Origin of the sequence: Nocardia sp. FDAARGOS_372 (assembly GCF_002554515.1) — a bacterium.
In the GTDB taxonomy this organism is placed as follows: domain Bacteria; phylum Actinomycetota; class Actinomycetes; order Mycobacteriales; family Mycobacteriaceae; genus Nocardia; species Nocardia farcinica.
In genome coordinates, this window is sequence record NZ_PDDW01000001.1 from 785,155 (window position 1) to 802,899 (window position 17,745).

Consider the following 17,745-nt stretch of genomic DNA (forward strand, 5'->3'; position numbering starts at 1 on the left):
GTCGGATCACTCGTGCGGCCCGAGCAGGGCGACGGCCGCCGCGACGGCGACCTCGACAATGTCGTCGATGTCGCCGCCGTCTTCGACGGTGGTCGCGATCAGTTCGCGGAAGCCGCCGTAGAGAATGGTCGCCAGCCGGCGGGAGGGCGGACGCAGGCCCGCGGCCGCGAAACCGGCGGAGCCGGTGAGGCTCTGGATCAGCGCGATGAAGGCGTTGGCGGTCTCGCGGTGCAGGCGCTGGGCGCTTTCGCCGAGCGCGGGCGTCTCGCGGATCCAGGCGAGCGTGATCGTCGGATCGATCTGGGAGGCCCCGATCCACGCTTCGACCGCCTGTCGGATCTGCACCTGCCACGGCGCCTCGGTGTCGACGGCGGCCGCGATCTGCTCGATGACCGTGGCGTTGCGTTCGGTGAGCAGGGCGATGAAGCAGTCCTGTTTCCCGGCGAAGTGCTCGTAGAACGTGCGCCGCGACGTGCGGGCGTGCCGGACCACGTCGGCGACCGTGGCGTCGCGGTAGCCGCGTTCGCGCACGGCCGCGGCCATGCCGTCGAGCAGGCGCCGCCGGAATCCCGACTCCGCGGCGGCCTGCACCGCGGCCCCGGTGGCGGAATCGGTGCGGGTCACCGGCCCAGAATAGTGGCCTCCCCGATCTCGGCGGCGGTCCGCCGGGCCGGGGCGGTGGCGCGGCGGTAGACGACCGCGCGGCCCTTGCGCGCCGGTGCGACGGCGACGCCGCGGAAGTGCCTGCGCTCGGCCGGCGCCGCGGTGGGGGCGAGGGTGAACTCCCGCAGCAGCGTGCGGAGCACGACATTCATCTCCATGGTGGCGAACGCCGCGCCGATGCAGCGCCGGGCACCGCCGCCGAACGGAATCCACCGGTAGGTGCCGGGGCGCACGCCGAGGAACCGGTCCGGGTCGAACGCCCGCGCGTTCGGGAACAGCTCCTCGTTGTCGTGCATCAGCCGGATGCTGACGAGCACGCGCTGGCCCTTCGGCAGGGTCCACCGGCCCAGCGGCAGCGTCTCCGCGCGCACCGTGCGCGCGGTCAGCTCGATCACCGGCCGGGTCCGCTGCACCTCGAGCAGCGTGGCCTCGCGCAGCTCGTGACCGCCCTCGTCGGCCTCGGCGACCAAGCGGCGCAACAACTCCGGATGCCTGCGCAGCCGTTCGATCGTCCACGCCAGGGTGGTCGCGGTGGTCTCGTGGCCGGCCGCCAGCAGGGTCAGCAGTTCGTCGGCGATCTCGCCGCGGGTCATGGCCGCGCCGTCGTCGTAGCGGGCCTGCACCATCATCGCGAGCACATCGTCGCGCTCGTCGAGGTGCGGGTCGGCGGCGGCGTGGTCGATGAGCCGCCCGACGATCTCGTCGTAGCGACGGCGGTGGGCGGCGTAGCGAGCCCAGGGGCCGACACGGCCGAGCAGCGGGCCCGGCACCGGCAGCATGGCCAGCGACGACGCGAGTACCACCATGCGGGGCAACAGGTCACGCAGCTGGTCGGCTTCGTTCCCCTGGGCGCCGAACACCGCGCGCAGGATCACATCGAGGGTGATGCGCATCCACGAATCCATCGTGGGGAACTCCCGCCCCTGCGGCCAGGACGCCGCCTCGGCGCGGGTCGCCTCCTCGATCATGGTCTCGTACACCGTGAGTCGCTTGCCGTGGAACGGCGGGGTGAGCAGTTTGCGGTGTCGGCGGTGGTGTTCGCCGTTGAGCGAGAACATCGAACCGGGTCCGAGGAATTGGCCGAGGTTGACGTCGATGTTGTCGACCAGCTCCGGGCCCGCGGTGAACAGCGCCTTGACCTCGGCCGGATCGGAGAGCACCACGACCCGGCCGAACCGGGGCAGCGAGGCGGTGAACGCCGAGCCGTATCGGCGGTGCAGGCGGTGCCAGGAGCGGGTGCCGCTCGCGGCGAAAGCCACGCCCTGGATCAGGGCGGGGGTCGAGGGCCCGGCGGGCAGTGTCACCGCGGTCATGGCCAACCTCCTCCGGTGGTACGTCGGTGTACCGAACTCACGGTACGCCGACGTTCCAGCCGGGACAAGAGGTGGCGTCAGAGCGTGCGGGCGATGATCTCCTTCATGATCTCGTTGGTGCCCGCGTAGATCTTCTGGACCCGGTGGTCGACCCAGGCGCGCGAGATCGGGTACTCGGTCATGTAGCCGTAGCCGCCGTGCAGTTGCAGGCATTCGTCCAGCGCGACCATGGTGCGCTCGGTGATCCACCACTTCGCCATCGCGACGGTGGGCACGTCGAGTTCGCCGCGGATGTGCTTGGTGATGCAGTCGTCGAGGAAGACACGGGCGATCCGGGTCTCGGTGGCGACCTCGGCGAGGGTGAACTTGGTGTTCTGGAAGGCGAACAGTGGCTTGCCGAACGCCTCGCGCTCCTTGGTGTAGGAGATCGTCTGCGCCAGCGCGGTTTCCATCGCGACCACCGAGCCGACCAGGATGATCAGCCGTTCCTGGGGGAGTTGCTGCATCAGCTGGACGAAGCCCTGGCCCTCGGACTCGCCGAGCAGGTTGCCCACCGGCACGCGCACGTCGTCGAAGAACAGTTCCGAGGTGTCCTGGCCCCGCTGGCCGATCTTGTCCAACCGGCGACCGCGGCGGAAGCCGGGGCGGTCGGTCTCCACCAGGATCAAGGAGGTGCCCGCGGCGCCGTCGGCGATCGCGCCGGTCTTGGCGACCACGATCACCAGATCGGCCTGCCCGCCGTTGGTGATGAACGTCTTGGCGCCGTTGATCACGTAGTCGTCGCCCTCGCGCACCGCGCGGGTGCGGATCGCCTGCAGATCCGATCCGGTGCCGGGCTCGGTCATCGCCAGCGCGCCGACCACCTCCCCGGAGCACAGGCGCGGCAGCCAGGTCCGTTTCTGTTCCTCGGTGCCGTAGGCGAGCAGATAGTGCGCCACGATCGCGTTGTGCATCGCCGCGCCCCACGCGGTGTCGCCGATGCGTGCCTGCTCCTCGACCAGCACCGCCTCGTGCGCGAACGTGCCACCGCCGCCGCCGTATTCCTCCGGAATCGACAGGCCGAGCAGGCCCAGTTCGCCCGCGGCCCGCCAGAGGTCGCGATCGACCTGGTGCTGGTCGATGAAGCGGTCGAGGTGGGGCTGGATCTCCTTCTCGCAGAACGCGCGGGCGAGGTCGCGCAGGGCGTCGAGGTCGTCGTCCATCCAGGGTGAGCGAGAACCGGTCACGGCAAGGTCCTTCTCGTCGGCGGGGTGGCGCGGCCACCCCGGTGGTGATACACGGTGTATCGGTGGGGCAGTGCGATGATACACCGTGTATCACCGGTGCTCCACTCGGCGCCGCGGGGCACCGAGCGGGGATTACGATGGGCCGATGACGTCGACGCCCGCGGCGCGCAGTGCCGAATCCGCCGAGGCGCGCCGCGAGCAGATCCTCGCCGCGGCCCGCGCGGTGATCGAGGAGCACGGCCCTGCCGCACTCACCGGGCAGATCGCCGACCGTGCCGGCCTGGCCCGGCCCAACGTCTACCGGCATTTCGCCAGCAAGGAACAGTTGGACCTGGCGGTGGCGCGCTCGGCCTACCGGGAACTGCGGGCCGCGATCCGCGCGCGGATCGACCTGTCCGGCACCCCCATCGAGGTCATCCGCGCACCGGTCGCCGCGCAGGTGATGTGGGCCGACGAACACCCCAACCTCTACCGCTTCCTGATCAGCCGAGGGCACCAGCAGGCCGCCCGGCAGCGCGGCGATCGGGGCGCCTTCGCCGCCGAACTCGCCGCGGCGGGCGCCCGCTTTCTGCCGCGTTTCGGCGAGGACCGCGCCGCGGCGGAGGCGGTCCTGGTCGGCATCATCGGCTTGGTCGACGCCTCGGTCGTGCACTGGCTCGACCGGCGTCACTGCTCGCGCACCGACCTCATCGACACGCTCACGACCCAGGCGTGGCTGGTCATCGACCACCGATTGCGCGCGATGGGCGAGCATCTGGACCCGCACGCCCCGTTGGCCCAGGCCCCGCGTTCGGGGATCAGTACACCGTGACGGTGGTGGTGCTCGGTGCGTGCGGAAGATCGGTGCGCAGGGTGAACTGGACCTGCCCCGCTCCGGTCACCAACCGGAGATTGCCCAGCTGCGGGCCCGCCCAGAAGAACGGAAAACCGTTGCCGCTACCCAGGAACACCGACCCCGAGCCGGTGGCGCCGGTGTCGAGATTGCGCCAGTCGACGGTGGCGGTGACCGAACACCACGGCGCCGGAACGCCGAGCACCTTCAGCCAGCCCTTCAGCTGTAGGTCGACCGTCCCGGGGACGTCGCCGTCCGGGTAGACGTTGCCCACGGCCCACACCTCGCCCGCGCAGCCGAGGCCGTGTGCGGCGGTAGTGGCCATCGGCAGCTCGACCGGCAGGTAGGTGGAGGCCGAGGCGGGCGCGCTCGCGGCGATCACCGCGCCGACCGCGAGCGCTGCGACGGCGGTTACCCTGGTTCGCTGATGGTTTGCCATTCCCTCCTATCGGGTGCGTGTGACCGCTCGTTACCCGAGGCGGGTCGTGGGAAGGTGATGCGGTGAGTTCGTCGACGGCCCTGGCGTTCCGGGACAGCCACCTCTGGTTCGCCGAACTGCTCGGCGGGCGCTGGGTGGGGGATGTGCACGTGCTCGACACCGGCCTGCCCGATGCCACCTTCAACGGTGTCGGCGCAACCCGCCGCGCCACACCGGAACTCGTCGCCGAGACCGTGCGCGGGTTCACCACGCCGTTCCACTGGCGGGTCGGCCCCACCTGCCCGGCGGAGCTGGACGAGCTGCTGCCGGCCGCGGGACTCGTGTTCGAGGAGGAGGAGCCGATAATGTGGCTCGATCTCGAAACCCGCCCCGCGGCACCGGAATCCGCGCTGGACATCCGGCATGTCACCGATCTCGACGGGCTGCGCGCCTGGGTGCGGGTCTGGGGCGCGGACTCGACACCACGCGCGGTGATGGACACCTGGTTCGCGGCGTACGCGGGGCTGTATCGGCGGTTGTCGATGCGGATCGGACTGCTCGACGGGGAACCGGTCGCGTGCTGCTACTCGTTCGTGCACGGCGGCGTCGCGGCGATCGAGTACGTCGTGGTCCGACCGGATCATCGACGGAAAGGGTTCGGGGAGACCATGACCCGCGCCGCCCTGGCCGACGCCGCGAGCGCGGGCGCCACCGGCGCCGTGCTGACCGCCTCACCGGAGGGGATCGGGATCTACCGGCGGCTGGGCTTTCGCCCGTGCGGCACGCAGCGCACGTACCTGGCGGAACCGGTCCGCGAGGGCGACGGCGACGATCGCCGAGCCGAGCAGCGCCGCCGGGAGGACGAGCGGATGGGCCAGTGGCGCGGAGAGGAACAGTGCCAGGCCGGCGACGAAGCCCGGCCGTCCGGGCGAGCGCCACACCGCGACCGTTTCGCGCGCCAGGCCGATCACCGCCGGCACCAGGAACGGCAGCAGCACCAGTGAGAAGATCGTGCGATACCCGTGCGGGTCGTCGTCGGGGACGACGCTCTCGTCGCCGCTGAGCAGTCGCGCCACCCGCACCGTCGACCAGCCCGCGACCACGAGCCCCGCGGCCGAGAGAACGCGCCGGAACAGCAGGCCACGCGGGCACACCCGCGTCGCGCCGCGGCCCGGCGCGCCCTTCTCGACCACGCCCACAGGCTAGTGCCGGATGCGGGGGCCGGGCGAGGCTGACTGCTTAACCTCCCCCGACACCCAAGCCATTGCCGCTCACGGTCCGCCGAAACCTCCGCGGCGAACGGTTGACGTATTCCCATATGGGTATATGATTTGGGCGTGGCACGAGCAGCGACGACGACCGATGTGTTCAACGCGGTGGCCGAGCCCCGCCGCCGGGAAATCCTGGATGTCCTCCTCGACGGCGAACGTCCGGTGAACGATCTGGTCCGCATGCTGGGGGTGCCGCAGCCGCAGGTGTCCAAGCATCTGCGGGTGCTGCGGGAGGTGGGCGTGGTGCACGTCCGCGACGACGGGCGGCAACGGATGTACCGGCTCAACGGCCGCGCGCTCGCGCCCATCCACGAATGGGTCCGGCGCTACGAGCGCACCTGGTCGGAGCGGTTCGACCAGCTGGACGCGGTTTTGGCGGAACTGAAGGACGAGGAGAACCGAGATGATCGAGTCGACGAGAAGCAGCGGCACGGCCGTGGTGACACTGCCCAGCGATGAGCAGATCCTCATCACGCGCGAGTTCGACGCGCCCAAGCGCCTGGTCTACCGCGCTTGGACCACACCGGAATTGGTTCGCCGCTGGTGGAGTGGCAACCAGGGCGTGATGACGAGCGTGGAGATCGACCTCCGAGTCGGCGGGCGCTGGCGTTATGTGCTCACCGGCGGCGACGGCGAGGTCGCCTTCCACGGCGAATACCGCGAGATCGTGCCGGAGGAGCGGATCGTCACCACCGAGGTGCTCGAGATGCCGGGCGCACCCGCCGACGACGCGGGCGCTCCGCTGAACATCGTCACCTTCACCGAACGCGACGAGCGCACCACCCTCACCCTGCTGGTGCAGTGCGAGAGCCGGGAACTGCGCGACACCATCCTGGCCTCGGGCATGGAGGTCGGAATGCAGGAACAGATGGACCTGCTCGAGGAGCTGGCGATCTCGTTGCGCTGAGCGCGGGGTCCATCGGAGAACGGAGACAACCCGATTCGGATGCGTGCCGGGTCGAACGGCTGCGGGTTCGCCCGCGGTGGCGTGACCGTGGCGGGGGTTCAGGGGGCGGGCAGCGGTACGCCGGCGGCGGTGAGCCAGGCGTCGACGAGTGCCGTGACCCGCTCCGGCGACGGGTCGGCCTTCGCGGCGGCGCTGAGACGCTGGGCCTGCGCGGTGGTCGGCAGGAGCCCGATCAGCAGGGCGGGCAGCAACAGGCGGCGGATCAGCAGCTCCTGCGGCGAGGTCGCCGCGGGGCGACGGACCACCGAGACGTTCACGCGGACGGCGTGCTCGTTGCCGGGCGGCACACCGGGCCGATCGGTTTCGACGGCGGCGTAGCGGTAGCCGTGGGCGAGGGTGCAGGCCGCGCAGGTCGCCGGCCCGCGCCCGAGGCGGTCGCCGCACTCGGTGCAGCCGAGCCGGTCCAGCGCCGCGTCGACCACGCGCCAGTCGTGCCGGTCCGGCTCGTCGGCGACGCGCCGGGCCAGCTCGTGCTCGGGTTCGCCGGCCCGGTCGGCGCGCCACCGCCGCCACTTCTCCTCCACCAGGTCGTCGACGAGGGCGGCGCAGCGGCGGCAGCCGGGTGCGCCGCCGTACTCGTAGCCGCCGCATTCGCCACAGCGGATCAGGGCGGCGCCGATCGCGGGTCGCATGCCCCCATCGTGGCCGTGCGGGGTGCACGGGCGCCACCGATTTCCGCGGGCACCGATGAGTTCGCGCCGTCCGCACGGTCGGAACAGCCGACGAGTCCGGTAGGTCGATCCCGCGGGTTGACCTCGAGCGAGGTCGAGGTTGTCGAATCATGTCCATGCGAATCACCCGAGGCAGTACCGAGGACACCGCGCGGCTGGACTTCCGCGACCCGACCGTGCGGACCTTCGCGCACCTGCTGGTGAACGTGCTGCTGGTGACGTTCATCAACTTCACCGTGTGGTTCGCCATCACCTTCTTCGTCTACCTGCGGACTCGGTCGGTCTTCGCGACCGGCGTCATCGCGGGCATCTTCCTGGTCGCCACCGCCGCGACCGGGGTGTGGTTCGGCAGCCTGGTCGACCATCACCGCAAGAAGACCGTCATGCAGGTCTCCGCCCTGGTCTCGCTGACGATCTACACCCTCGCGCTGGCCTGCTACCTGGTCACCCCCGCCGACGAGTGGCGCGACCCGGGCAGCGCGTGGCTGTGGCTGTTCATCGTGCTGCTGATGACCGGGGTGATCAGCGGAAACGTGCGCGGGATCGCGCTGCCGACGATCGTCACCGCGCTGTTCGACGAGCGGGTGCGCGACCGCGCCAACGGACTCGTGGGCACGGCCACGGGCGTCTCGCACCTGGTGACCTCGGTGGCCAGCGCGCTGCTGGTCGGCTGGAACGGCATGCTCGGGGTGCTCGTGCTCGCCGTCGCGGTGCTCGCCGGGTCGGTGCTGCACCTGCACCGGCTCCGGCTTCCGGAGACACTCGCGCACGCGGCCGCCGCCGGCGAACCGCGGCGGGTCGACCTGCGCGGCACCGTGCGGGTGATCCGCGGCATCCCGGGCATGGTGCCGCTCATCGCCTTCACCTCGCTGAACAACCTGCTGATGGGTGGGCTGATGGCGTTGCTGGATCCCTATGCGCTGTCGATGATGTCGGTGCAGGCGTGGGGCGTGATCTGGGGCGCGCTGAGCGGAGTCATGATCGTCGGCGGGCTGCTGGTGGCACGGTTGGGCACCTCGTCGAATCCGGTGCGGTTGATCCTGCTGGCCAACATGGGACTGTGGGTGGTGACCCTCGCGTTCCCGCTGCGCGATTCGGCGCTGCTGCTGGTCGCGGGCATGGCCGTGTTCATGCTCGTCATGCCGTTCGTCGAGGCGGCCGAGCAGACCGTGCTGCAGAAGGTAGTGCCCTACGAGCGGCAGGGCCGGGTGTTCGGTTTCGCGCAGAGCGTCGAGCAGGCGGCCGCACCGCTGACCGCGTTCCTGATCAGTCCGCTGACCCAGTTCGTCGTCATCCCGCTGATCACCGACGGCGCGGGCGCGCGCACGATCGGCGGGTGGTTCGGCACCGGCGAGGCGCGGGGGATGGGGCTGGTGTTCGTCCTGTTGGGCCTGCTCGGCCTGCTGTTCACCGGATACGCGCTGGGTAGCAAGCATTATCGCCGGCTCAGCCGCAGTTACCGGGGTGAGGCGGCGGCGTGCGCGTGCGTGGAGTTGCCGGGCGAGCGCGGGGACGATCACCTGGAGTGCCCGCAGCACACGCCGGTCGCGGCGTAACCGCACGACTCAATACAGCAGCGGGCCGAGGATTTTCGCGCACCGCGCCGCCGCGTCCAGGTGGGCCAGGATCGCCTCGGCGCGCGCGGACGGCCCCGCCAGGCACAGCGCGCCGCGCACCACCTCGGTCTCGTCGGCGATCGGCAACGCCGCGCAGCTCAGTCCCGTCTCCAGCTCGTCGGTCTGGGTGGCGAGACCGTCGCGGCGCACGGCCTCGAGCTGGGCGTGCAGGGTGGCGGGATGGGTGACCGTGGCGGGGGTGAGGCGGGGGAGCCGGGCGGGCAGCGTCGCGAGCGCCTCGGTGTCGTGGGCGAGCAGCAGCTTGCCCGCCGCGGAGGCGTGCGGATGGCGGACGAGTTCGCGCTCGGCCCGCACCGGATGGTCCGGGTCCGCGTCGATGACGTGCAGGGTGGTCGCGCGGAATCCGATGACGTGCACCCCGAAACGGACGCTCGCGCGCAGTTCCTCGATCGCCGCCCGGGCGGCGAACGGCACCCGGGGCTGCGCGGCCGCGCTGATCAGACCGTCGAGGCGCGCACCGAGGCCGAAACCGCGCAGGTCGGAGGTGCGCACCAGGTACTCCTCGGCCACCAGCGCGTTCAGCAGCCGGTAGGCGGTGGCCGCGGGCATGTGCAGGGCCGCGGCGATCTCCTTGGCCGTCACGCCGAGACCGAGGCAGGCCACGGCTTCGAGGATGCGCAGCGAATTGGAGACGGTGCTCGGGTGGTGCCGGGAGGGGTCGCGCAACGGGCTCATCGGAACGTGGCCACCCGTGCCAGATCGGACCGTTGCGTCTCGTCGTAGATGCCGACCGCGGCCAACCGCCGCGGCGCGACCACGGCCAGATACCCGGTGTAGAGCACGGCGACCGCCATGATCAGGCCGTACACCAGGATCACCCGGTTGCCGTCGCGTACCGTCGAGATCGCCGCGTTGCCCGCGAGGAACAGCAGCAGCACCGAGGTGAGCGTGCCGAGCACCCACACCCGCGCGCTGTTCTCCCCGATGCGGCGCAACAGCACCGGCGCCGACACGCACACCGCGAAATAGCTGCCCAGATAGCCGCAGGCGCTGAGGGTGAGGAACGCGCGCAGACCTTCCTCCGGCGTCGCGCCCACGGCCAGGACGACCACCGGCACCACCGCCACCACGGCCAGCGCGGCGAGCGCGGCGTGCGAGGGCGTCCGGAAGCGCGGGTGCACGTGGCCGAAGGTGCGCGGCGCGACGCCTTCGCGGCCCATGCAGAACAGCACCCGCACCAGCGCGTTCATCGAGGCCAGCGTGCAGGCGAAGAACGAGGCGGCGATGCCGAGATCCAGGAACGCCGCCAGCAGCCGGGAGCCGTCGGAGACGAGCAGTTCCACCAGCGGGGTGGAGCTCTCGCGCACCGCGGGCGGTGCGTGCCGCAGCGCGATCGCCAGGATCGGCACCGCGGTGAGGTAGATCGCCGCCGACAGCAGCGGAGTCCACGTGACGGAGCGGGGGATCGACCGGAACGGTTGCTGCGCTTCACCGCTGAGCGTGGTGGAACTTTCGAAGCCGACGAACGCGCTCACCGCGACCACCACCCCCACGGCCAGGATCTGCAGGTCGCCGTCGAAGGTGAACGCCGAACCCACCGGCGCGTCGGCGTGATGGGTCGTCATCAGCACCAGTAGCACCGCCGCGACGATGACGATCGACACGCACTCCACTCCGAGGGTCGTCCAGGCCGACATGCGGATGCCGCGGATCAGCACCACCCCCACGGCCAGCGCGGCGGTCACCGCGACCGCGCCCACCGCGACCGCGGGCGTGCCACGGGCGAGCCCGATGCTCGCGGCCACGTGCGCGAGGTAGGCGCCGACGGCGATGAGACCAGCGATGGACACCGCGCCGTAACCGACGATCGCCGACCAGCCCGTCGGCACGGCGGCCTTCGGGCCGAGCCCTCGCGCGACATAGGTGTAGAGGCCGCCGACCGACGCCATCCGCTGCGCCATCGGCCGCACACACGCCGAGACCAGCAGCGTGAGCACCGCCGCGCAGACGAACGCCACCAGCGCTCCGCCGCCGCCCGCGGTCGCCAGCACCAGCGCGGGCGTCACGCCCGCGGTGCCTGCCGGGGCGACGGCGGCCACCGACTGGGCGAGCACGGGCGCGAACGGCAGGCGCCGCCGGTCCAGGCCGCGGACCGGGGACTGCTCGGCGATCAGCTGCCGTCCCTGCGCCTCGGGCATCGCACTCCGTTCCCTCGGTACGGCGCCGCGGGTCGGCGCCGTACCGAGGATTATCACAAGCGCACCGGTTGAATGTTTCCGGCATGTTACGCGGGGTGGGAATTTCCGGCGGAGGATTTCTCACAACAGATTCGACAAACGTATGCAGGCCGTCATATCGGCTCAGTACCTTTTGCCGACGTGAGCGATCGATTTCCCGGCTCGCCGCCCGCGAGCCCAGCTCACCGCCGTATTTCCGAAGCCCGTATGGAGCCGCAGATGTCTGTTCTCGACGCCGACAAATCCCGGAATCAAGGGAGCGAATCGCACGAGGAATCCAGCGATTACCTGGCCAGACGCCAGCTGAAACGCGGCAGCGCCGGCTGGCTGCTGCTGGCCGGGCTCGGCGTGAGTTATGTGATCTCCGGCGACTATTCCGGCTGGAACTTCGGGCTGGAACAAGGCGGTTTCGGCGGCCTGGCCATCGCCGCGGTGATCATCGCGGGCATGTATCTGGCGATGGTGCTCGGCATGGCCGAGATGAGCTCGGCACTGCCCGCCGCGGGCGGCGGCTACACCTTCGCCCGGCGCGCGCTCGGCCCCTGGGGCGGATTCGCCACCGGCACGGCCATTCTCATCGAATACGCCATCGCACCGGCCGCGATCGCCACCTTCATCGGCGCCTACGTGGAGTCACTCGGCCTGTTCGGCATCCAGGACGGCTGGTGGGTGTACCTGGCCGTCTACGCGATCTTCATCGGCATCCATCTCAGCGGTGTCGGCGAGGCGCTCAAGGTCATGTTCGTGATCACCGCGATCGCGCTGGTGGGCCTGATCGTGTTCGTCGTCGCCGCGATCGGGGAATTCGACCCGGCCAACCTGACCGACATCCCGGTCTCCGACGCCGCGGGTGCCTCCAGCGTGCTGCCGCACGGCTACCTCGGCATCTGGGCGGCGATCCCGTTCGCCATCTGGTTCTTCCTGGCGGTGGAAGGCGTGCCGCTGGCGGCGGAGGAGACGAAGAACCCCGAGCGCAACGTGCCGCGCGGTATCGTCGCGGCCATGGGCGTGCTGCTCGTGACCTGCGCGCTCGTGCTGGTGCTCACCACCGGCGCGGGCGGGGCCGAGGCCATGCAGTCCTCGGGCAACCCGCTGGTCGAGGCCCTCGGCGACAGCGGGGCGGCCAAGGTGGTCAACTACATCGGCCTGGCCGGGCTGATCGCCAGCTTCTTCTCCATCATCTACGCCTACTCCCGCCAGCTGTTCGCGCTCTCGCGCGCCGGATACCTGCCGAAGTCGCTGTCGGTCACCAACTCTCGCAAGGCGCCGGTGCTCGCGCTGATCGTGCCGGGCGCGATCGGGTTCGGGCTCACCTTCACCGGGCAGGGGTCGATGCTGCTGAACATGGCCGTGTTCGGCGCCGCGCTGAGCTATGTGCTGATGATGACCAGCCACATCGTGCTGCGCCGCCGCGAACCGGGGATGGCGCGGCCCTACCGCACCCCCGGCGGCATCGCGACCACCGGCTTCGCCCTGGTCGTCGCCGCGTTCGCGGTGGTGGCCACCTTCCTGGTGGACACCACGGCCGCGCTGTGCTGCCTGGCGGTGTTCGCCGCCTTCCTGGCCTACTTCGGTCTCTACAGCCGCCACCGCCTGGTCGCCAACTCGCCCGACGAGGAGTTCGCGGTCCTGGCCCGCGCCGAGGAGGAACTCGAATGACCTACCACCAGAGCGTGTCCGGCCGGAACTACAGCTTCGGCTCGCTGGTGGAGGTGCTGGCCAAGGCCACCCCGCTGCGCTCCGGCGACCAGCTCGCCGGGTGCGCGGCGGAGTCCGACGCCGAACGCGCCGCCGCCTGCTGGGTGCTGGCCGACCTGCCGCTGACCACCTTCCTCGACGAACAGGTGGTGCCCTACGAGACCGACGCGGTGACCCGGCTGATCGTCGACGGACACGACCGCGCGGCCTTCGCGCCGATCGCGCACCTCACCGTCGGCGGGTTCCGCGACTGGCTGCTGGCCACCGCCGCAGGCCCCGACGCCGCGGCGACCCTGTCGGGCGTCGCCGCGGGCCTGACGCCGGAGATGGTCGCGGCGGTCTCGAAGCTCATGCGCAACCAGGACCTGATCGCGGTCGCCAAGGCCGCGACGGTCACCTCGGCGTTCCGCACGACCATCGGCCTGCCGGGCCGCATCGCCACCCGGCTCCAGCCGAACCATCCCACCGACGACCCGCGCGGCATCGCCGCCGCCACCCTGGACGGGCTGCTCATGGGCTGCGGCGACGCCGTCATCGGCATCAACCCCGCCACCGATTCGCCCCGGGCGACCGCGGACCTGCTGCACCTGCTCGACGACATCCGCACCCGCTTCGACATCCCGATGCAGTCCTGCGTGCTCTCGCACGTGACCACGACGATGGCGCTGATCGAGCGGAACGTGCCCGTGGACCTGGTGTTCCAGTCCATCGCGGGCACCGAGGGCGCCAACGCGAGCTTCGGGATCACCCTGCCGATGCTGGCCGAGGCCAACGAGGCGGCCCGCTCGCTGGGGCGGGGGACCGTCGGCGACAACGTCATGTATCTGGAAACCGGCCAGGGATCGGCGCTGTCGGCCGGTGCGCATCTGGGCACCGGCGGGTTGCCGGTGGATCAGCAGACGCTGGAGGCGCGGGCCTACGCGGTGGCCCGCGCGCTCGACCCGCTGCTGGTCAACACCGTGGTCGGCTTCATCGGGCCGGAGTATCTCTACGACGGCAAGCAGATCATCCGCGCCGGGCTGGAGGACCACTTCTGCGGCAAGCTGCTCGGCCTGCCGATGGGCGTGGACGTCTGCTACACCAACCATGCCGAGGCCGATCAGGACGACATGGACACCCTGCTCACCCTGCTCGGGGTGGCCGGCGCGGCGTTCGTGATCGCGGTGCCCGGCGCCGACGACGTCATGCTCGGCTACCAGAGCCTGTCCTTCCACGACGCGCTGTATGTGCGTCAGGTGCTCGGCCTGCGGGCCGCACCCGAGTTCGAGACCTGGCTGCACGGGCTCGGGATGGCCGACGAGGCGGGCCGCATCCGGCCCGTCGACGCGGCCGCCTCGCCACTGCTCGCCCTGACCACGCGCTGACCAGGAGGATTCGTCGTGGAGATCGACAACGCCGCCGATTCCCCGCAGGACGTGTGGGCGCCGCTGCGCCGCACCACCCAGGCCAGGATCGGGCTGGGCCGCACCGGCAACGCCCTGCCCACCCGGCGGGTGCTGGAGTTCCGTGCCGCGCACGCCGCCGCCCGCGACGCCGTGCACCTGCCGTTCGACGCCGCCGCCTTCGCCGAGCGGATCGCCGCCGTCGGGCTCGGTGCGCCGTCGGTGGTGCGCAGCAACGCGGGCGACCGCGGGGAATACCTGCGCAGACCGGATCTCGGCCGCACCCCCGCCGACCTGTCCGCGGTGCCGCGCACCGACGCCGACATCGGTATCGTCCTGGCCGACGGGCTGTCCCCGCGTGCCCTCGACGAACACGGCCCCGGCCTGCTCGAGGCACTGGCCGCGGAGCTGCGCCCGCACTACCGGCTCGCCCCGCCGGTGCTGGCCGTGCAGGCCAGGGTCGCACTCGGCGATCACATCGGCGCGGCGCTCGGCGTGGGCACCCTGATCGTGCTCATCGGCGAACGGCCCGGCCTCTCGGTCGCCGACAGCCTCGGGATCTATCTCACCCACCTGCCGCGCCCCGGCCGCACGGACGCCGACCGCAACTGCGTCTCCAACATCCACCCGCCCGAAGGTCTCGGCTACCAGCGGGCGGCGGCCATCACCGCCGCCCTGGTCGCGGGCGCCCGCAGGCTCGGTCGCTCCGGCGTCGCGCTCAAGGACACCTCCGGAGACGAGCTGGCGGGCACGGAATCCCTGGTCCTGGACTGACGTGCGCTGACCGATCGCGCTCGCGGCGCGCGGCGGGGCGCATGATGGACCCATGCGGGTGCTGATCATGTCCGACACGCACGTGCCGGTGCGCGCGAAGGATCTGCCGGAGGTGCTCTGGCGGGAGGTGGACGCGGCCGACGTCGTCGTGCACGCGGGCGACTGGATCGAACCCGGACTGCTGGACCGGCTCGAAGCCCGCAGCGCCCGGCTCGTCGCCGTCCACGGCAACAACGACGGGCCGGAGCTGCGGGCTCGGCTGCCCGAGATCGCCCACGCCGACCTCGACGGCGTGCGGCTGGCCGTGGTGCACGAGACCGGCCCGGCCAAGGGCCGCGAGCAGCGCTGCGCCCGCGCCTTCCCCGACACCGACGTGCTGATCTTCGGGCACAGCCACATCCCCTGGGACACGGTGGCGCCCAACGGTTTACGGTTGCTCAATCCCGGCTCGCCGACCGACCGGCGCAGACAGCCCGAACACACCTACCTGACGGCGGTCGCCGTGGCGGGCCAGTTACGGGATGTCGTCCTGCACCCGATCCCGCGGTCTTAGATTTCGCTCACCGCGCGAACCTCTCCGCCAGCCAGCGGTCGATCTCCACCGCGGCCAGGCTCGCGCCGGTGGGCTCGCCCTCGGCGATCGGTCCGCCGAAATGCGTTCCGCGCACGCGGATGTGGGTCGTGTCGGCGGCGCCGAGCGCGGCGACCATCGCGGCGGCATCCTCCGGGAAACAGGCCTGGTCGCCGGTGAGTTCGACGAACAACGACGGCACCGTGACTCCCGGTGCGCACCGCACGAAGTCGGCGTTGGTGCTCAGTCCCGACCAGGTGGACAACCACGCCTCCGGGGTGCTGAACCGGCCGAAGCCGACCAGTCCGTAATCGGTGAGGTCCGGGCGGCGGCCGAACAGCGAGCCGTAGGGGCGTTCGTTCGGGCTCAGCGACAGATCGGTGAAACGCAGGTCGGCGTCGGTGCGGTAGACCGTGAGCACCCGTGGCACGAGGGCGGCCCGGCGGTCGGCCGGGTCGTGCGAGGTGGTGAACCGGCGCCGCGCCGCTGCGGCCTCGGCTACCCGGGCGCGGGCCACCGCGTCCAGACGTTCGATCCGCTCGCGCTGGGCCGCCCGGTACCGCCGGACGAAATCGGCGGAGTAGGTGGAACTGTGCGGCGGTTCGGCGAACCCGTTGGCCGGATCGAAGGGGTTCAGCGCCGGGTCCACGCTCAGCGGGTCGGACTCGTCCACCACGGACGGATCGATCAGCCGCAGCAGCAGGGCACCCTGCCCGGGATGCGGGGCCAGGAACACCGCGCCGTCCGGCAGCGGCATGTCCGCGGCAGCCAGATCGATGGGCCGCCCGGCCGGGGTCTGCGTGAGCCGGTCGCCCGGAGCGCGGCCCGCCTGCTGGTGGTAGAACGCGAACAAGGTGCCGCCGCCGGAGTGCCCGAGCGTCACCACGTGCTCGAATCCGGTGTCGCGCAGAAAGACCTGACCCGCCGCGACGTCGAGGAGGGCCTGTTCGTGGATCAGGGCGATGTCGTTGTTGGGCGACCGCGCGCCTTGCGTCCACACCGCGTACCCGCGCGCGAGCAGTTCGGGAACCAGCACGTGGTGGGTGAGATCCTGGCGCGGATGCATGAGCGCGACCACGGTTCGGGCGCCGGGCACGCTGCGCAGGACGCCGGCGACCTTCGCGCCGTCGGCGGTGGCCAGCTCGTGCACCGAGGTCACGGTGGCCGCCGGCGCCGCGGCGGCCGCGAGATATCGCCCCGCCCCGAGTCGTTCGGTGGTCGGGCGTTCGGTGGTCGGGCTCATCGCGGCCGCACCTCCAACGCGTCTTTGTCCCACTGGACGATCCGCGAGTCGATCAGGCCGGCCACGCTGCTGTACCAGACCGCATGCCTGCATCCGGTCGCCCGCCGATCCACTCTGATCGGGCCGGGCGCGCTGATCTTGAAGTACGGACCCACGCGGTCGACGCTGACCGCCGGGTCACGCCCGGCCACCTCGGCGACGGGCTTGTTCTCCGGCACGTCGAGCACGAACAGCGCCGTCATCGCGCCACCGCCGCGGTGTGCTCGCCACGCGCCGCCTGCCACGCCTCGGCCCGCTCCACGATGAGTTCGGCCTTGCGGGCGAGCAGGGCGGCCATGCTCGGATTCGGCCGGGACACGACGTCGACCAGAGCATCGATGGTCAGGTTGGCGTCGAGGTCTTCCTGCGGAGTCACCGGGCGCAGTGCCCGGGTGATTTCGATCATGTATCCGTTGGGGTCGTGGGTGTAGATGGACTCGATGGTCTCGTGCTGGATCTGCATCTCCACCGGCCACGCGCTGTTGTCCAGGCGCCTGCGGTACTCGAGTAGGTCTTCCTCGCTGTCGACGTGGATGGCCAGGTGGCGGGAACGAATGAACCAGATCGGCACCTCGGGTCCGAACCGCGAATACGCATCGCCCTGCGGGCCGCCGTCGAAGGGCGTCAGGCCGAAGTAGTAGAAGAACGCCAGCCGGTCGTCGTTGCCGATGTCGAAGAAGAAGTGGATGAAATCGGGGTGCTTGTCCGGACCCCAACCCGCCGCGCAGATCGAGTGCACGACCGGGAAACCGAGCACGTCGCGATAGAACGCGACGGTGGCCGCGGGGTCGAAGGTGGGGTAGGCGACGTGATCGACGCCGCGGACGGTGTGGGCGAGTGCGCTCATGATGGCTCCTGAATGA

General features: G+C 71.2%; 19 protein-coding genes. 9 read left to right on the top strand and 10 right to left on the bottom strand.

From position 1 onward, the window contains the following. Positions 1-6: 6 nt before the first annotated feature. The 3 genes from CRM89_RS03990 to CRM89_RS04000 all read right to left on the bottom strand — a co-directional run bounded on the left by CRM89_RS03990 (position 7) and on the right by CRM89_RS04000 (position 3,178). Positions 7-624 (bottom strand): TetR/AcrR family transcriptional regulator, encoded by a 618-nt coding sequence (locus CRM89_RS03990; protein WP_098083258.1) that lies wholly within the window; start codon positions 622-624, stop codon positions 7-9. Continuing rightward, positions 621-1,976 carry a cytochrome P450 gene (locus CRM89_RS03995; protein WP_086839038.1) on the bottom strand — a complete coding sequence of 452 codons (1,356 nt, stop codon included), beginning with the start codon at positions 1,974-1,976 and terminating at the stop codon, positions 621-623. The genes CRM89_RS03990 and CRM89_RS03995 overlap by 4 nt, the downstream gene beginning before the upstream one ends. A gap of 77 nt (positions 1,977-2,053) precedes the next feature. Then, complete coding sequence (locus tag CRM89_RS04000) at positions 2,054-3,178, bottom strand: acyl-CoA dehydrogenase family protein (RefSeq protein ID WP_086839036.1); 1,125 nt, start codon at positions 3,176-3,178, stop codon at positions 2,054-2,056. A gap of 169 nt (positions 3,179-3,347) precedes the next feature. On the opposite strand from CRM89_RS04000, the gene CRM89_RS04005 reads away from it, so the two are divergent. Next, positions 3,348-4,013, top strand: a complete 666-nt coding sequence (locus tag CRM89_RS04005) for a TetR/AcrR family transcriptional regulator (RefSeq protein ID WP_060592030.1) — start codon at positions 3,348-3,350, stop codon at positions 4,011-4,013. On the opposite strand, the gene CRM89_RS04010 is transcribed toward CRM89_RS04005, so the two are convergent. Next, positions 4,000-4,473, bottom strand: coding sequence for a hypothetical protein (locus CRM89_RS04010; protein ID WP_011208710.1), 474 nt, complete (start codon positions 4,471-4,473; stop codon positions 4,000-4,002). The two genes, CRM89_RS04005 and CRM89_RS04010, sit on opposite strands and share 14 nt — an antisense overlap. Positions 4,474-4,535: 62 nt before the next feature. Between CRM89_RS04010 and CRM89_RS04015 the strand changes: the two genes are divergently transcribed. The 3 genes from CRM89_RS04015 (at position 4,536) to CRM89_RS04025 (ending at position 6,630) form a co-directional block, all read left to right on the top strand. After that, positions 4,536-5,456 (top strand): GNAT family N-acetyltransferase, encoded by a 921-nt coding sequence (locus CRM89_RS04015; protein WP_098083259.1) that lies wholly within the window; start codon positions 4,536-4,538, stop codon positions 5,454-5,456. 333 nt (positions 5,457-5,789) lie between these two features. Continuing rightward, positions 5,790-6,182 (top strand): helix-turn-helix transcriptional regulator, encoded by a 393-nt coding sequence (locus CRM89_RS04020; protein WP_098083260.1) that lies wholly within the window; start codon positions 5,790-5,792, stop codon positions 6,180-6,182. After that, positions 6,127-6,630 (top strand): SRPBCC family protein, encoded by a 504-nt coding sequence (locus CRM89_RS04025; protein ID WP_060592024.1) that lies wholly within the window; start codon positions 6,127-6,129, stop codon positions 6,628-6,630. Before CRM89_RS04020 ends, CRM89_RS04025 begins: the two co-directional genes overlap by 56 nt. 98 nt (positions 6,631-6,728) lie before the next feature. Here CRM89_RS04025 and CRM89_RS04030 read toward each other — a convergent pair whose 3' ends face one another. Continuing rightward, a complete protein-coding gene (locus CRM89_RS04030) occupies positions 6,729-7,322 on the bottom strand; it encodes a hypothetical protein (protein WP_011208714.1) in 594 nt (197 codons plus the stop codon). A gap of 155 nt (positions 7,323-7,477) precedes the next feature. Between CRM89_RS04030 and CRM89_RS04035 the strand changes: the two genes are divergently transcribed. Continuing rightward, entirely contained in the window at positions 7,478-8,917 is a 1,440-nt protein-coding gene (locus tag CRM89_RS04035; RefSeq protein ID WP_228821702.1) for an MFS transporter, read from the top strand. A gap of 9 nt (positions 8,918-8,926) precedes the next feature. Here the strand turns inward: CRM89_RS04035 and CRM89_RS04040 are convergent, their stop codons facing one another. Then, positions 8,927-9,673 (bottom strand): IclR family transcriptional regulator, encoded by a 747-nt coding sequence (locus CRM89_RS04040; protein ID WP_060592020.1) that lies wholly within the window; start codon positions 9,671-9,673, stop codon positions 8,927-8,929. After that, entirely contained in the window at positions 9,670-11,136 is a 1,467-nt protein-coding gene (locus CRM89_RS04045; RefSeq protein ID WP_011208717.1) for an APC family permease, read from the bottom strand. The genes CRM89_RS04040 and CRM89_RS04045 overlap by 4 nt, the downstream gene beginning before the upstream one ends. A 258-nt stretch (positions 11,137-11,394) precedes the next feature. Between CRM89_RS04045 and eat the strand changes: the two genes are divergently transcribed. The 4 genes from eat to CRM89_RS04065 are packed head-to-tail and all read left to right on the top strand — an operon-like array spanning position 11,395 to position 15,582. Further along, a complete protein-coding gene (gene eat, locus CRM89_RS04050) occupies positions 11,395-12,834 on the top strand; it encodes an ethanolamine permease (protein ID WP_086839029.1) in 1,440 nt (479 codons plus the stop codon). After that, positions 12,831-14,237: an ethanolamine ammonia-lyase subunit EutB gene (locus tag CRM89_RS04055; protein ID WP_011208719.1), complete on the top strand. Its 1,407-nt coding sequence runs from the start codon at positions 12,831-12,833 to the stop codon at positions 14,235-14,237. The genes eat and CRM89_RS04055 overlap by 4 nt, the downstream gene beginning before the upstream one ends. A gap of 15 nt (positions 14,238-14,252) precedes the next feature. After that, positions 14,253-15,029: an ethanolamine ammonia-lyase subunit EutC gene (eutC, locus tag CRM89_RS04060; protein WP_060592017.1), complete on the top strand. Its 777-nt coding sequence runs from the start codon at positions 14,253-14,255 to the stop codon at positions 15,027-15,029. A gap of 52 nt (positions 15,030-15,081) precedes the next feature. Then, positions 15,082-15,582, top strand: a complete 501-nt coding sequence (locus CRM89_RS04065) for a metallophosphoesterase family protein (RefSeq protein ID WP_098083262.1) — start codon at positions 15,082-15,084, stop codon at positions 15,580-15,582. A 7-nt stretch (positions 15,583-15,589) separates the two neighbouring features. On the opposite strand, the gene CRM89_RS04070 is transcribed toward CRM89_RS04065, so the two are convergent. From CRM89_RS04070 to CRM89_RS04080, 3 genes are read right to left on the bottom strand one after another with little or no spacing between them, the layout of a single operon-like run. Beyond that, complete coding sequence (locus CRM89_RS04070; protein ID WP_098083263.1) at positions 15,590-16,843, bottom strand: alpha/beta hydrolase; 1,254 nt, start codon at positions 16,841-16,843, stop codon at positions 15,590-15,592. Beyond that, positions 16,840-17,085 carry a hypothetical protein gene (locus tag CRM89_RS04075; RefSeq protein WP_011208723.1) on the bottom strand — a complete coding sequence of 82 codons (246 nt, stop codon included), beginning with the start codon at positions 17,083-17,085 and terminating at the stop codon, positions 16,840-16,842. Before CRM89_RS04075 ends, CRM89_RS04070 begins: the two co-directional genes overlap by 4 nt. Continuing rightward, complete coding sequence (locus tag CRM89_RS04080; protein WP_098083264.1) at positions 17,082-17,729, bottom strand: VOC family protein; 648 nt, start codon at positions 17,727-17,729, stop codon at positions 17,082-17,084. The genes CRM89_RS04075 and CRM89_RS04080 overlap by 4 nt, the downstream gene beginning before the upstream one ends. Positions 17,730-17,745: the final 16 nt, after the last annotated feature.